Source organism: Aquimarina spinulae (assembly GCF_943373825.1).
GTDB lineage: Bacteria > Bacteroidota > Bacteroidia > Flavobacteriales > Flavobacteriaceae > Aquimarina > Aquimarina spinulae.
On sequence record NZ_CALSBP010000002.1, the window covers coordinates 3,819,435 to 3,833,259 of the forward strand.

Below are 13,825 nucleotides of genomic sequence, written 5' to 3' on the forward strand. Positions count from 1 at the left end.
CTTCTAGATATGATAAATAACTGTACAGATGAAGAAGCATATCGTTTTGTTTTTACAAAAAAAGTGGTATTTCTACTATTTGGTATGATGATACGTATCACTTCTATGGCTCAGACAGATATTTTTTCTTTAGTGAACCATCCTAATCCACCTTTAAAAAAGATACAAAAAGCTGTAGAATACAATTTGAAGAATAGTCGCTTTTATGATTTTTATGAAAAAGATGAATATATAAGAATTCCAAAGCCTTATCAATATAATTTTTTTACAGAACGAGCAAAATCAAGGATATTAGAATTGCTTAAAAATACCTGGACCAAAAAAGAAATTGAGTCACATCTAAATATAAAACTGGCTTATGAATTAGATACGTTAAACTCAAGAAACAGTTTTTATAAAAGAGTAAAAAGAATTGCAAAACGGGATAGTATTCCTATAGACAACGTATGGGGACAAATGCTTGATAAAAGGTCAAAAGCGTATAAAAAACTCATCACAGATCAAAAAGTACCTGGAGATATTGTTTTACTGGCTGGATATCTAAAAGATGAGCGTTTTATACCGTATTTAAAAACATTGGCAACCGATACAGCGTATTATTATAATTATGAAGCTCAACTAGCTTTGGCTCATTATACTATTGAACCTTATCATATCGAGATGGTCAAAAAAAATTCGTATTCAGAAAATTTGAATTTTAATAGCTTCAGAAATAGATTAGAAAACCTGGCTTATATCTGTTCCAAAGAGTCTTTACAACACTATTATAAATTTTGCATGAGTACCGATAAGGTATATAATTCTCATGAAAATGGATATGATTATATGGCAGAAAAAGCCATTATAGGGCTTTCTTTTCTATTAAAAAATAATGAAATGTATAAAGAGATAGAAAATATTAAAATGAAGTATATGAAATCAGGAATGTATGATGAAAATTATCTAAAAGAAATACAGGATGTTGCCAATAGATATTTTTCTAATATGGATATGAATAGTATGGATTGTGAATCCATACAATTAGATGTTTGGTAATGATATACAAAACGATTTTTTCAACCAAATTACTTTCTATTAAGGTCTCATGTTAAACTTTATTGATTATAAGAGGATTATGGGAAGGGGTAAGTCGAAATTGGTTTTGTATAATTTTAGTCATAGAAAGCGTTCATGGAGGGTGTTGGCTTTTTTAATGTTTCCTATATGGTGTTATAGCCAAACATTAGACTACGAAACAATTACCCAAAGTAAGCCATTAAAAGTAAGTGGCCAGATTTCTGCCAGTGGAGTGTATTATAGCTCTAACCAAAATAATAGCAGAGAACCCTTTACTTATTTTTTGCAAGGAGCGCTTAATATTAATATTTATAGTTTTTCTATTCCGATCTCGTATAGTTTTTCGAATCAGGGAGAGAATCTGGGGTATCAATTACCCTTTGATTTTAATCGTATTAGTTTACATCCCAAATACAAATGGGTTACCGGTCATATTGGTAATATAAGTATGACCTTTTCTCCCTATACTTTAAGTGGTCATCAGTTTACAGGTGGTGGTATAGATCTTACTCCCCCAGGAGCCTTTAAAATCAGTGCTATGAGTGGTCGTTTGCTAAAAGCAGTAGAGGATAATGCAGATGCAAGAACGGTTCCTTCCTATAACCGTATGGGGTATGGATTAAAAACAAGTTTAGAAAAGGAACGATATAAAATAGGTGTTATAGGTTTTTATGCCAAAGATGATCAAAATTCTATTGATTCTATCCCCGAAGCCAAAGGCGTATTACCGCAGGAGAACCTGGTGGTAAGTATAGAAGGAGAAGTTAAATTAGGTAGAAGTTTTAGTCTTCAGGCCGAATATGCTGCTACAGCGATTACCAAAGATACCCGAGCCGAGGAGGTTGATAATTCGGAAATATCTCCGATTGCTACTATTTTTAATAACCGTGCATCTACAGAATATTATACGGCTATAAAAACCCGTTTGGGGTATGGTGTAGGGCGAGTAAATCTTGGTTTGGGCTACGAACGTATTGATCCGGGATATGAAACTCTGGGTGCCTATTATTTTAATAATGATTTTGAAAACATCACCTTAGATGCCTCTAATACGTTTTTTAAGGACAGATTAAGCTTAGCTCTTAATATTGGGTATCAAAGAGATGACCTGGATAACCTAAAAGCCAATAACACCAATCGTACGGTGGGTTCCTTAAATGCAACCCTTTCTGTATCAGACCGGTTGAATATTTCTGGTATGTACTCTAACTTTAGTACGTTTACCAATATCAAACCTAATCAGTTTGATGAGATTAATGATGCCGATCTTTTGGATGAACAGATAGAAGAGTTAGATTACAAGCAATTATCACAAACGGCTACTTTAACGATCAACTATGTGCTTTCAGGAAAAAAGACCTCTCGCCAGAATCTCACAATGAATTATGCACTTAATGATGTTTCAAATGAACAAGGAGGAGTAGTAAGACTTGGAGATGCTTCTACATTTCATAATATGAATTTGGGTCATACGATAGATTTTTCAGAAAGGAACCTAAATATAAGTACATCGGTTAATGGGACTTATAACACCATTGGCAGAGAAGAAGCAACGACTTGGGGTCCTACGGTAAGTGTTGGTAAGCGATATTTTAAAAAAACATTGAACACCCGACTTTCTGCAGGATATAATAGTTCTAGTAGTCTTACATCTAAAACAAATGTTACGAATCTACGAGGAGCAGTGACGTATACTTTAAAAGAGAGACATAATTTTAATCTTAATGCCGTACAGTTATTTAGAAGTGGCGGTAATAATGGACAATTAAGTGAATTTACGGCTACCTTTAGTTATAATTATGCATTTGGACTAAAGAAGCCTAAAATTAATTTCAATAAGAAACCCAAGAAAGCTAAAAAGCCAAGAGAAACGAATGATTCTATCAAGATTCATTATAGGAAGTATCGTTATGAAGGACTCCCTATAGATATCACTCCAGAGCTATTAGCACTACCAGAGAAAGAAGGCTTTGCTCATCTTATCAAAGACAAAAGAGGTAAGTTAAGTGATCTTGGAAAGCAACTTGTAGAAACCGAGGATAAGGATAAAAGAGTATACAAGGAGGTGGCTATCAGTTACCTTAAGGCGATGAATCTTTATTTTGATTTTGCAGCGTTTTACAATGAGAAAATATATGAATCCTATTTAAAACTGGTTGATGAAGCACAGGATATTGATCGCCAGATCCGAGATGAGTTTACGTTGCTAAGTGCAAGAATCAATAGTGCCGAAGAAAAAAACCAGGAAGACCTGGATAGACAGAAAGTATTAGAGAAGCGATATGAATCACATACCGAACTTTTACAATCTTTATTAAAATGGGATTTAAAACCAGAAGATATCGAATATCCAGAAGGAGATATTAAAGCACTAAAAAGACGCAATGCCTCAAAAGTGTTCTCTATGTATCAGAATGAGAAACCAGAAAGAGATATTGTAAAGTTTATCGAAATACGATTGGCAGATGTATTTCATAAACTATTAAAAGAAGGAAATTAATGTATACCACTATTTAAGTTTCATTTTATAGTATAAAGAAAGAATTCTGGGAAAAGTACAGAAATAACCGTGATCTCTATATAAATACATAAACTACCTATCTCTAATTTTGAATATTGATACTGATAATACAGTAAAAAAATCAAATTATGAGTAAAAAGTATATTGCAGAAATTAATATTGCCAAAATGAAGGCCCCGCTGGATTCTCCTTTATTAAAAGAATTCGTAGATTTTCTAGAACCGATTAATAAACTAGCCGATGAAAGCTCAGGATTTGTGTGGAGATTAAAGGATGACGATGGTAGTTCTGCTGCAAATATAGAATCTCCTTTAGAAGATGATATGATGCTTATTAATATGTCTGTTTGGGAAAATCTTACATCTCTTAAAGATTTTGCCTATGGTACTGTACATAGCTATTTTGTGAGGGATGGTAGAAAATGGTTTGAAAGAATGAAGAGTCCACATATGGTACTATGGTGGGTAGATAGTGATCATATACCAACAACAGAAGAAGCTTTATCTAAATTGAAACATCTAGAAGAATATGGACCGACTCCTGACGCTTTTAATTTTAAAAAGATTTTTAATAGTTTAGGTGAAGAAATTTAAATTTATGATTTTATGTTTATATTGATGAGAGAATAAAGCAATGAATCAGAATATATGAGGCCTGTAAAATCAGTAGAAAAGATACCAAATTACCATTTGTATGGTAATACGATAGAAGGAGAAGTCGCCTCTTTTTTCAATATGAGACGCTTAGAAGAATTATCTGATGGCCTTAATAATGTAGTGCATCATCCTCATCGACATTTTAATCTCTTTCAAATCATATGGGTAACCCATGGCCGTGGAAACATTATGATAGACGAAAAAATGTATGAAATGGAGAAGGGAACACTATTTTATATTCACCCAGGGGTAGTTCATGCCTGTGAAAATTCTAACGACTTTAAAGGATTTGTACTACATTTCTCCCCAGATGTTTTGCTATCACAAATAGGAGCCAACACCAGTTTTGAAATTATAAATACAGCCATACATAATACATTTTTAGCAGTACGAATTAATGAAGAAGAAAAAGCAATTAGCAATAGTATTACAGAGCTATGGAAAGAATTTACTAATGACTATGTAGAGAAAGATCAAATTATTAAAAATCATCTTAATGTTTTGATGATCTATATCCAACGACAAATGCATAACGATCAGGGGTTTGGAGATGGGACATCTGGCAATATGATTGTGAAATCTTTTAGAACGTTAATCGAACAAGAGTATAAAAAAGAAAGAAGCGTTAGTTATTATGCTTCGTTACTACATATTACACCAACTTATCTAAACGATACAGTAAAAAAATCAACAGGAAAAACAGCAGGAACACTAATTAGAGAACGTGTCATTTTAGAGGCCAAACGACTTTTGATTTTTAGTAGACTAAGTATATCTGAGATTGCTTTTAAGTTACACTTTGAAGATTCGGCTTATTTCTGGAAGTTTTTCAAGAAATACGTGTCAATTTCTCCAAAATCATTTAGAGAACAACATAAATGACTAATAGTATGTGTTTTCTGAAATAAACAAAAAGGAATTAATTGGCAAGAAGAAGAAATTAGCTACTGTATATGCCATCAACTAACCATCATTACTGTAACCTGGAAGATTTCACCGATAACCCCGAACAAGGCTAGTATTAAACCGAATGCACCTAAAGCTCTGCCATGAGCATATCGATCTAAGTAATTTAAAATACGGGCAATAGCTTTTAAAATAATCAATAGAATTGTTATCACTATAAAAGAGCCAAACATTAAAACACCAATACTCGAAAATATGATACCGAGCCACCCAACAAACCAAGCGAAATAGTCAAAGTAATTAAAAAAATGATCTTTAGGACGTTCATATAGGATAGGGACATATTTCCAGCAAACCCAAAAACAGCCTAATAATGCTACTGCGATAGAAAGATGCATCAAAACAGCAAGAGGTAACGATGTGCCATCTTTGGGGCTACGTTTTTTAATGATATTGAATAACCAATCAATTAAAATATCGATCCCTTTCTCAATACGATCTGCTAGAGATGGCTTACGCACTTCAATAAATGCCAGAGCAAACCCGATTAACTCTAATGGAAGGCTTATGATCTGAACAAGATCTGCATTATGATCGGTAAATATCCCCACAATATAAAAATACATTTTCTGAATTAAATAAAAAAAGGTTGTCTTATATAAGACAACCTTTTTTTATTGTAGCGAGAGGGGGGCACGATCCCCCGACCTCCGGGTTATGAATCCGACGCTCTAACCAACTGAGCTACCTCGCCATTTTCCTTTATTTCTATACAATCAAACCATTAAAAAAGGTCTGATATATTAGAATACTTTTTACAGTACTGCTAAGGAGGGTGCAAATATAAAAACAAAATAGAATGACACAAACAATAATGCATAATTAATTTTTTTTTCAATGTACTTTTAAAGTCGATAATTAATCTATATATTGGCTTACCAACAATTAATGATATGTCTGAAAAAACTAAATATGAACTTGAATTTGTGGTACAGTCATCACCGCAACTATTATATCAATATATATCTACACCTTCGGGACTCTCAGAGTGGTTTGCAGATAATGTAAACTCAAGAGGAGAGTTGTTTACATTTATCTGGGATGATTCTGAAGAAGATGCAAAACTTTTAAGTAAAAAAAGTGGTGAACGGGTAAAGTTTAGATGGGTAGAAGATGAAGATGATGGAAAAGATTACTTCTTTGAAATGCGTATTCAGGTTGATGAAATAACCAAGGATGTTTCTCTTATGGTTACCGATTATTCTGAAGATGATGAAATGGATGAAAATAAAATGCTATGGGATAATATGATTGGAAATCTAAAACATGTATTAGGTTCGGCATAATTCTTCTTTTTATAATACAAATCTTTATACCCCATAAATATTAAAATTTATGGGAATTTTTTATGATTAATATCAACGGAAATTTACTAGAAGATCATAAAGCAGTATTGGCTATTGATAATAGAGGATATACATACGGAGATGCTTTATTTGAAACTATCAGAGTTAATTCTGGAACTATTTTATTTTGGGAAGATCATTATTTTCGGTTAATGGCCTCGATGCGTATTCTTAGAATGCAAATCCCTATGTCGTTTACCCCAGAATTTTTGGAAAAGGAAATCATAGATCTTATCACTGCAAATGAGTTAATGAATGCTTCGGTAAGGATAAAATTAATGGTACATAGGGTAGCGGGCGGGCTATATACGCCCGCTTCTAGTGATATAGAATATAATATATTGGTTTCTCAATTACAATCTAGCTTTTATACGATTTCTGATCAGAAGTATGAAGTTACTCTTTTTAAAGATCATTATGTAAGTACAGATATGCTGTCTACTCTAAAATCAACAAATAAACTAGTCAATGTTCTTGGTGGGATTTTTGCCAGAGAAAATGGTTTTGATAATTGTTTACTGATCAATTCTGACAAAATGATTATTGAAGCTTTAAATGGCAACTTATTTCTTGTAAAGGGCAATACGATAAAAACGCCTCCAATAACAGATGGGTGTCTAAAAGGTATATTAAGAACTCAATTGTTAAGAATTCTTGAAAAATTACCAGAATATCAATTAGAGGAAGCTTCTATTTCTCCTTTTGAGTTACAAAAAGCAGATGAATTATTTGTTACCAATGTAATTACAGGAATTTTACCAATTACCAAGTTTAGAAAAAAGGAGTATACTTCTAAGACAAGTAAGAGATTATTAGGAATATTAAATACCAGGATAAGGTTAGGAAATTAATTGTAAGTTGGATTCTCTGGAGCGTTAGACCAAAGGACGTATTCTCCTCCTAGTTCTATCATTTTTTCTTTCCAGAAAGTATCACAGGATTTTCCGAAAATATTCTTTTTGTAATTGTTTTCGACAATTACCCATGAGTTGGCTTCAAGTTCCTGGTTAAGTTGCTTAGAATCCCACCCAGAATATCCTAGGAAAAATCTAATTTCATTTGGAGTGATTTTATCTTCAACGATAAGTCTGGAGACAATAGAAAAATCTCCTCCCCAATAAATGCCACCAGATATTTCTACACTGTTAGGAATTAGATCAGGAATTTTATGTATAAAATACAGGTTATCTTGTTCAACTGGACCACCATTATAAATCTTAAATTCCATTTCAATTTCAGGAACCAGATCAGCGAGAAAATACTCAAGAGGTTTGTTCATTATAAAACCAATAGACCCTTGCTCACTATGATCCGCCAAAAGAACAACCGAACGATTAAAAGACACATCTCCTATAATAGATGGCTCAGCGATTAATAAATGTCCTTTTGATGGTTGTAGTGATATCATACTAACAATTTTACTTATCTTAAATCTAAATAATTATTTCTAATAATCAAAGTAGTTAGGTGTTTTTTGCCAAAAAATCATAAAAAAAACTCCCAATTTTGGGAGCTTTTAGATAATATCGAAAACGAACTGATTAGTTTACCGAACTTGATAAATCAGCACCAGCCTTAAACTTAACAACGTTTTTAGCAGCGATTTTAATAGTCTTACCAGTTTGTGGATTTCTACCTTCTCTTGCAGCTCTTCTAGAAACTGACCAAGATCCAAATCCTACTAAAGAAACACGTCCTCCTTTTTTAAGAGTACCTTCAACGTTTCCTAAGAAAGATTCTAAGGCTTTTTTAGCCGCTGCTTTAGTAATTCCAGCGTCAGCTGCCATTGCATCGATTAATTCTGTTTTGTTCATAATTCTGTTTTTAAATTAATTGTTGGTTAAACCAATCTATTATGTTAAACGCTTTACAAATTTATACGGATTTATGATTCATGCAAGGATTGGCCCAGTAAATACAGGGATTTGTTGATAACTCAATGCGATTGTTAATAACCAATGTTGTTTTAGATAGATTTTTAAACCCTATACTACATAGGGGCTAACACATTTTTGCATCTCTATAAAAAACGTAACCATTCAACAATGCTTTTGACTCCATTGCTTTTTTACCAGGGAGTTGAAGTTTTTTCAATATAATGTACCCGTTTTTTACAACTACTTTGATTGTAGAATCTTCAATAATAATTTTACCTATATCAAACGTATGAGCTTCTTCGATAGGTTGGGCATTGTATATCTTTATATTTTCAGACACTCCTTTATTATACAATTCACACCAGGCAGCAGGATAAGGGCTTAGTCCTCTAATCAGGTTATAAATAGTATATAGATCATCTTCCCAGTTAATTTTGGTGTTCTCACGATTTAGCTTATATGCTGTTTTAAAAGTACTGTCTTTGGGTTGGGGGTTTACCGTTACCGAATCATTTTCTATTGCTTTTATGGTATCTACTACCAAATCAGCACCTTTTTTCATTAGCTTATCATGTAATACCCCCGCAGTATCATCATTTTTTATTTCAACTTCTTTCTGAAAAATAAGATGACCAGTATCTATTTTTTCGTCAATAAAGAAAGTAGTGATTCCGGTTTTTTGCTCTCCATTAATAACAGCCCAATTAATTGGTGCTGCACCTCTATAATCCGGAAGCAGAGATGCATGTAAATTAAAAGTACCATACTCTGGCATATCCCAAACTACTTTTGGGAGCATTCTAAAAGCAACAACTATATTAAGATTAGCATCCAAAGCTCTTAACTCTTCAATAAAACCTTCATCTTTTAGATTAGTTGGCTGAAGAACTTTTAGATTTTTGGATAGTGCATATTCCTTAACAGCAGATGCTTTAAGTTTTCTACCTCTTCCCGCTGGCCTATCGGGAGCAGTAATAACACCAACGACATGATACTTGTTTTCTATTATGGTTTTTAGGGTTTCAACGGCAAAATCCGGTGTCCCCATAAACAGGATTCGTAAGTCTCTCATTATTTTTGTACTAATTGATAGTGATTATCGTGATTGATCCTTATAATTTGATGTTCGTTCATTTCCCGTAATACTTGTAAAGCTAATTTTTCGGGATATGCTAACTGCGCCAGTAAATCTCTTGAAGATAAGTTTTTTCTTTCTAAAAGCCTTATAATATCACCTTGTATTTTATTAAGATCTATTGGTGTAGTATTGTTTTTTTTAGTGATACAAAAACTACATATGCCACAATCTGTGGTTTCTTTTTCTCCAAAATAATGAAGTAACTGTCTGCTTTTGCATTTTGTATTATTTTCTGTAAATCTTAATATTGCTTCTACCTTCTTTATTTTTGAAGTATTTTGTTTGATAAGATGATGTTTAATACTATTAATGGTATGATCATCCTCACGTGGCAATAAGAAGATTATTTCTGCATCAGAAATTTTGTATATAAATTCTACTAATTCGGCTTCGTGTAGTTTATGTAATACAGTAACAACTTCTGTTTCAGGTTTTCCTACCTTAGAAGCAATTAAAGGCAGATTAATTGTTACTTTTTCGTCAAAAATACCGCCATATGTTCTTAGGATAGCCTTGGTAATTAGCTGGTATTCTTTATTGTTTTCCAGGAATTCTAAAAGATGATTTCCGGTTGTAAGAATATGAACACTACTTTTTTTGGTATATCGTTGCATAAATCTAATTACACCGCAACGATCTAAAAATTGTAATGTATTATAGGTAATGAGTGTATTTAACTCATACGTTTTACAAAATATATTGAATTCAAAATTATGAACGGTCTGTTCACCTTCACCATATGATATTTGAAAATAGTTACATAGTTTTCTATAGACTAGTTTTACTTCATCTATATCTGGCAATACTTTTATAAATTGATTGTGTAATCTCTGATTATCATTTGTGTTTTTTAAAAGATAGGCACAAGATGGTTCTCCATCACGACCGGCTCTGCCTGCTTCCTGAAAATAGCTTTCTATACTTTCTGGAATCGTATAATGAATTACCGTGCGTACATTAGGCTTATCGATTCCCATGCCAAAGGCATTTGTAGCAACCATTACTCTAATCTTTTCTTTTAACCATTGGTTAAATCGTTTGGTTTTTTCTTGAGCATCTACACCACCATGATAATATGTTGCCAAATAGCCACTTGCATTAAGAAAATCACTCAATTCAACTGCAGATTTTCTATTTCGAACATAAACGATCGAAGTTCCTGGGTATTTATCTAAAATCTGAGTAAGTTTATACTTTTTGTCGATTACATTTTCTACCCTATACCCCAGATTAGGCCTAAAAAAGGATTGTTTAAGTATTTTGGGTTGAAAAAGATCGAGTTCTATCACAATATCATCTACTACTTCTTTGGTGGCAGAAGCAGTTAGTGCAATAACAGGTACAGCAGGATGTATTTTTCTTAGCACTTCTATTTTTTTATAAGAGGGCCTAAAATCATTTCCCCATTGCGAAATGCAGTGTGCCTCATCTACTGCAATGAGATTAATATTCATTTGCTTTAACCGTTCCTGTACAATATCTTGTTGAAGACGTTCTGGAGAAAGATAAAGGAATTTATAATTACCATAAATACAATTATCGAGCAAAGTGTCTAATTCTGAATATCTAATGCCACTAGGCAGTGCAATTGCTTTTATGTTTTTTTGCTGAAGGTGTAGTACCTGGTCTTGCATTAATGCAATTAATGGAGAAATAACAATACAAATACCTTCCATTATTAGAGCTGGCACCTGAAAACAAATTGATTTTCCTCCACCAGTAGGGAGTAATGCAAAAGTATCTTCTCCTTCCAGTACCGAAGCTATAACCTCTTCCTGCAATGGCTTAAAGCTATTGTGTTTCCAATATTGTTGCAATATTTTAAGAGGAGATTTTAGCAAATTATTTTATGTTTTTGAGAATAAAATCATAACGTTCCTGCACAGATCCAAAAGGTACTTCGATACAATCATAGCCTAATTGACTATACGTTTCAAACAGATGATGATGAATTTCTTTTGCTTGTTCGAAGCTTTCATAACGCTCATTGTCTGATACATAGATGTCTTCCCATGGCGGTAGTAAAAAAACCTGATCATACGTATGATTCTTACAAGCATTTATAAAATTATCGTCGTAGGATTGGTTAAAATAGTTCATGTACGCCAAAACATCTGGGATACCTCTATCATAAAATGTAAGATCTTCTTTTTGGGATACAGCCTCTTTAAATTGATCAACCCTTCCGTTAAGGATTTGTGTATTAAATTGATAGGGGTCAGAGACAGAAATTATAGGATTAGAAACAATAGCCTTAGAGTCATTACTTTTTAATGCTTCCTGAGTCATACTTCGTATAATCTCATGAAAACAGAAAAATTCTGCTTCTTCAAGTTTATGGATAACTGAGGTCTTACCTGTTCCCGGTGCTCCGGTAATTACAATTCTTTTCTTTGTCAAAGGAATAATTTTGATGCAAATTTCGGAATTATAAAAGGATTTTGAAAAGAAGTTGTTTAAAGTTTTCTATTCTAACAAACCGAAACAGTTTGATGTATAGTAAGGAAATTAGAGAAATTAGATATAAAAAATTATATTTTTTATGTATTAGGGCAAAACGGATCATTATACGCTCTGAATAACATCTAAGTCTCGATGAAATACAAATATTCAGTTTTTCACGGGATATCGAGATAGATATTCAATTTGAAGAAGTAATCGAGTTATTCAGCAAAAAGATTTTATACAGAGAATATGATTGTCTTACTTTATGTTAAACATGTATATTATACAAAGTGAAAAAGAAGTTATTTTTAATACATGGATGGATTGGGACACAATTAGGCCTACTTTTTTTTGTAGTATGTTTTTCTGGAACAATCTCAACTGTTAGTCATGAGTTAGATTGGTTAATTCAATCAAACTATAGAGCCACACCACAATCGACTTACGTCTCGAGAAATATCATTTCAAGTAATTTTGCAAAGACATATCCAAAAGCTAAAATTACCTATTGGATACGACATGATGAGCCTTACCTATGTGATTTATTGTATAAAGAAGAGGGTGAAAAACTTTCGTTTGTATTCGCAAACCCTTATACAGGAGAAATTCAAGGAGAGACAAGTCTTACGGCTCAACTCTACCTAAGAGATTTACATTATTATCTCTTTATACCTTTTCAAATAGGAAATTACATTGTCTTACTTTTTGGATTTCTTATCCTTGTTTCTGTAATCTCTGCTCTTTATTTTTATAAATCCTGGTGGAAGAAATTTTTTGTGCTCGATGTGAAAAATGGAGGAAACAAGTTTAGTAGAAGCTTACATCGGTTAGTTGGTTTATGGACTATTCCTTTTATTTTTCTTATTGTGATCATTAGTAGCTGGTATTTTGCTGAACGTGCAAATGTTGCTGGTATTAAACCAATGGTAAATCCTAAGCATATAAAATTAGATATACTCAATTATCAAAATGAAAAGAAGAGTTTGTTCCCTTTTGATATAGATTATAATAAAGCAGTTAAGATTGCAGAAAAAGCTATTCCTCATTTTAAAGTAAAAAACATTTCTCCAGCTATTGATTCTACAGAAACAATATATGTAATGGGAAATAGTACTATTCCATTAGTTAGACAAAGGGCTAACCGCGTATATATTAATCCATATAACTATAAAATAGAACATATTCAAAGTGCAGCAAAGAGCAGTACTATTATGTGGATTAATGATATAGTAGATCCTTTGCACTTTGGGTATTGGGGTGGGATAACAACTAAAATAATTTGGTTCATTTTTGGGTTAATTGTCTCAACATTAATACTTTCTGGGATCTATATTTCTTTAAAGAGAAAGGCTCGATTAAAACAAAAAAGTAGGATTGAAAAGATATCTGTAAACGCTATAAATACGATAATTACTAGTTGTTTGTTTTACTTTATGCTAAAACGATTACAGACAAGATATGAAGCTACTATTTTGGCCCATTGTGTAATCTTTATTTTCTGGACAGCAGTATTTGCTTTGTTATATTATTTATTAGTTTTTAAAATAAGAAAGACGAGAAGTGTAGAAAATAAAATTAATTAGCTCGCTCCATATCGTGTTATAAAATACAGTTAGTAAATGCTAAATCGAAAATAGATGGATTTTAATACACTAAATTTTTTGTATAGAATGATATAGTATATATGCCATATTAATAAGAAGCGAATATTATGTATATAAATTGATTTTCAGGAATCATAATTATTTGTAATGATCTGTTAAAGTTGAATCAACAAAGTGAATTTTTAGTAACTTCAATAGCAATTGATACGTATTTGC

General features: G+C 32.4%; 13 protein-coding genes and 1 tRNA gene. 7 read left to right on the forward strand and 7 right to left on the reverse strand.

The annotated features are described in order from the left end of the window. The first annotated feature begins 9 nt into the window (after window positions 1–9). From NNH57_RS21770 to NNH57_RS21785, 4 genes are all read left to right on the forward strand, one after another. Window positions 10–1,035: a hypothetical protein gene (locus NNH57_RS21770; RefSeq protein ID WP_108809309.1), complete on the forward strand. Its 1,026-nt coding sequence runs from the start codon at window positions 10–12 to the stop codon at window positions 1,033–1,035. Window positions 1,036–1,084: 49 nt separating this feature from the next. Further along, complete coding sequence (locus NNH57_RS21775; RefSeq protein WP_254504242.1) at window positions 1,085–3,556, forward strand: TonB-dependent receptor; 2,472 nt, start codon at window positions 1,085–1,087, stop codon at window positions 3,554–3,556. Window positions 3,557–3,705: 149 nt separating this feature from the next. Continuing rightward, the gene (locus NNH57_RS21780) at window positions 3,706–4,170 is read left to right on the forward strand and encodes a DUF3291 domain-containing protein (RefSeq protein ID WP_074406672.1); all 465 of its coding nucleotides are present in this window, start codon (window positions 3,706–3,708) and stop codon (window positions 4,168–4,170) included. 54 nt (window positions 4,171–4,224) lie between these two features. Then, window positions 4,225–5,115 carry an AraC family transcriptional regulator gene (locus NNH57_RS21785; RefSeq protein ID WP_108808792.1) on the forward strand — a complete coding sequence of 297 codons (891 nt, stop codon included), beginning with the start codon at window positions 4,225–4,227 and terminating at the stop codon, window positions 5,113–5,115. A 77-nt stretch (window positions 5,116–5,192) separates the two neighbouring features. Here the strand turns inward: NNH57_RS21785 and NNH57_RS21790 are convergent, their stop codons facing one another. Further along, entirely contained in the window at window positions 5,193–5,765 is a 573-nt protein-coding gene (locus NNH57_RS21790) for a hypothetical protein (protein ID WP_074406670.1), read from the reverse strand. 54 nt (window positions 5,766–5,819) lie between these two features. Further along, a tRNA-Met gene (locus tag NNH57_RS21795) sits at window positions 5,820–5,893 on the reverse strand. A gap of 199 nt (window positions 5,894–6,092) precedes the next feature. On the opposite strand from NNH57_RS21795, the gene NNH57_RS21800 reads away from it, so the two are divergent. Together NNH57_RS21800 and NNH57_RS21805 are read left to right on the forward strand one after the other, a co-directional pair. Further along, complete coding sequence (locus NNH57_RS21800) at window positions 6,093–6,485, forward strand: START-like domain-containing protein (protein ID WP_074406618.1); 393 nt, start codon at window positions 6,093–6,095, stop codon at window positions 6,483–6,485. A 62-nt stretch (window positions 6,486–6,547) separates the two neighbouring features. Next, window positions 6,548–7,396 (forward strand): aminotransferase class IV, encoded by an 849-nt coding sequence (locus NNH57_RS21805; protein ID WP_074406617.1) that lies wholly within the window; start codon window positions 6,548–6,550, stop codon window positions 7,394–7,396. On the opposite strand, the gene NNH57_RS21810 is transcribed toward NNH57_RS21805, so the two are convergent. From NNH57_RS21810 to NNH57_RS21830, 5 genes are all read right to left on the reverse strand, one after another. Continuing rightward, on the reverse strand, window positions 7,393–7,953 hold the full coding sequence (locus NNH57_RS21810) for a YqgE/AlgH family protein (RefSeq protein WP_074406616.1): 561 nt from the start codon (window positions 7,951–7,953) through the stop codon (window positions 7,393–7,395). The two genes, NNH57_RS21805 and NNH57_RS21810, sit on opposite strands and share 4 nt — an antisense overlap. Before the next feature lie 133 nt (window positions 7,954–8,086). Further along, a complete protein-coding gene (locus NNH57_RS21815; protein ID WP_024769076.1) occupies window positions 8,087–8,359 on the reverse strand; it encodes an HU family DNA-binding protein in 273 nt (90 codons plus the stop codon). Between the two features lie 187 nt (window positions 8,360–8,546). Continuing rightward, window positions 8,547–9,494 carry a methionyl-tRNA formyltransferase gene (fmt, locus tag NNH57_RS21820; RefSeq protein ID WP_074406615.1) on the reverse strand — a complete coding sequence of 316 codons (948 nt, stop codon included), beginning with the start codon at window positions 9,492–9,494 and terminating at the stop codon, window positions 8,547–8,549. Then, a complete protein-coding gene (locus NNH57_RS21825) occupies window positions 9,494–11,401 on the reverse strand; it encodes a RecQ family ATP-dependent DNA helicase (protein ID WP_108808793.1) in 1,908 nt (635 codons plus the stop codon). The genes fmt and NNH57_RS21825 overlap by 1 nt, the downstream gene beginning before the upstream one ends. Before the next feature lies 1 nt (window position 11,402). After that, entirely contained in the window at window positions 11,403–11,960 is a 558-nt protein-coding gene (locus NNH57_RS21830; RefSeq protein WP_108808794.1) for an AAA family ATPase, read from the reverse strand. 335 nt (window positions 11,961–12,295) lie between these two features. Between NNH57_RS21830 and NNH57_RS21835 the strand changes: the two genes are divergently transcribed. Beyond that, on the forward strand, window positions 12,296–13,588 hold the full coding sequence (locus tag NNH57_RS21835; protein WP_074406612.1) for a PepSY-associated TM helix domain-containing protein: 1,293 nt from the start codon (window positions 12,296–12,298) through the stop codon (window positions 13,586–13,588). Window positions 13,589–13,825 lie beyond the last annotated feature (237 nt).

Bases quoted from the DNA above. Each gene is read 5' to 3' on its own strand.
- NNH57_RS21770 (WP_108809309.1), top strand. From the start codon at position 10: ATGATAAATAACTGTACAGATGAAGAAGCATATCGTTTTGTTTTTACA.
- NNH57_RS21775 (WP_254504242.1), top strand. From the start codon at position 1,085: ATGTTAAACTTTATTGATTATAAGAGGATTATGGGAAGGGGTAAGTCG.
- NNH57_RS21780 (WP_074406672.1), top strand. From the start codon at position 3,706: ATGAGTAAAAAGTATATTGCAGAAATTAATATTGCCAAAATGAAGGCC.
- NNH57_RS21785 (WP_108808792.1), top strand. From the start codon at position 4,225: ATGAGGCCTGTAAAATCAGTAGAAAAGATACCAAATTACCATTTGTAT.
- NNH57_RS21790 (WP_074406670.1), bottom strand. From the start codon at position 5,765: ATGTATTTTTATATTGTGGGGATATTTACCGATCATAATGCAGATCTT.
- NNH57_RS21800 (WP_074406618.1), top strand. From the start codon at position 6,093: ATGTCTGAAAAAACTAAATATGAACTTGAATTTGTGGTACAGTCATCA.
- NNH57_RS21805 (WP_074406617.1), top strand. From the start codon at position 6,548: ATGATTAATATCAACGGAAATTTACTAGAAGATCATAAAGCAGTATTG.
- NNH57_RS21810 (WP_074406616.1), bottom strand. From the start codon at position 7,953: ATGATATCACTACAACCATCAAAAGGACATTTATTAATCGCTGAGCCA.
- NNH57_RS21815 (WP_024769076.1), bottom strand. From the start codon at position 8,359: ATGAACAAAACAGAATTAATCGATGCAATGGCAGCTGACGCTGGAATT.
- fmt (WP_074406615.1), bottom strand. From the start codon at position 9,494: ATGAGAGACTTACGAATCCTGTTTATGGGGACACCGGATTTTGCCGTT.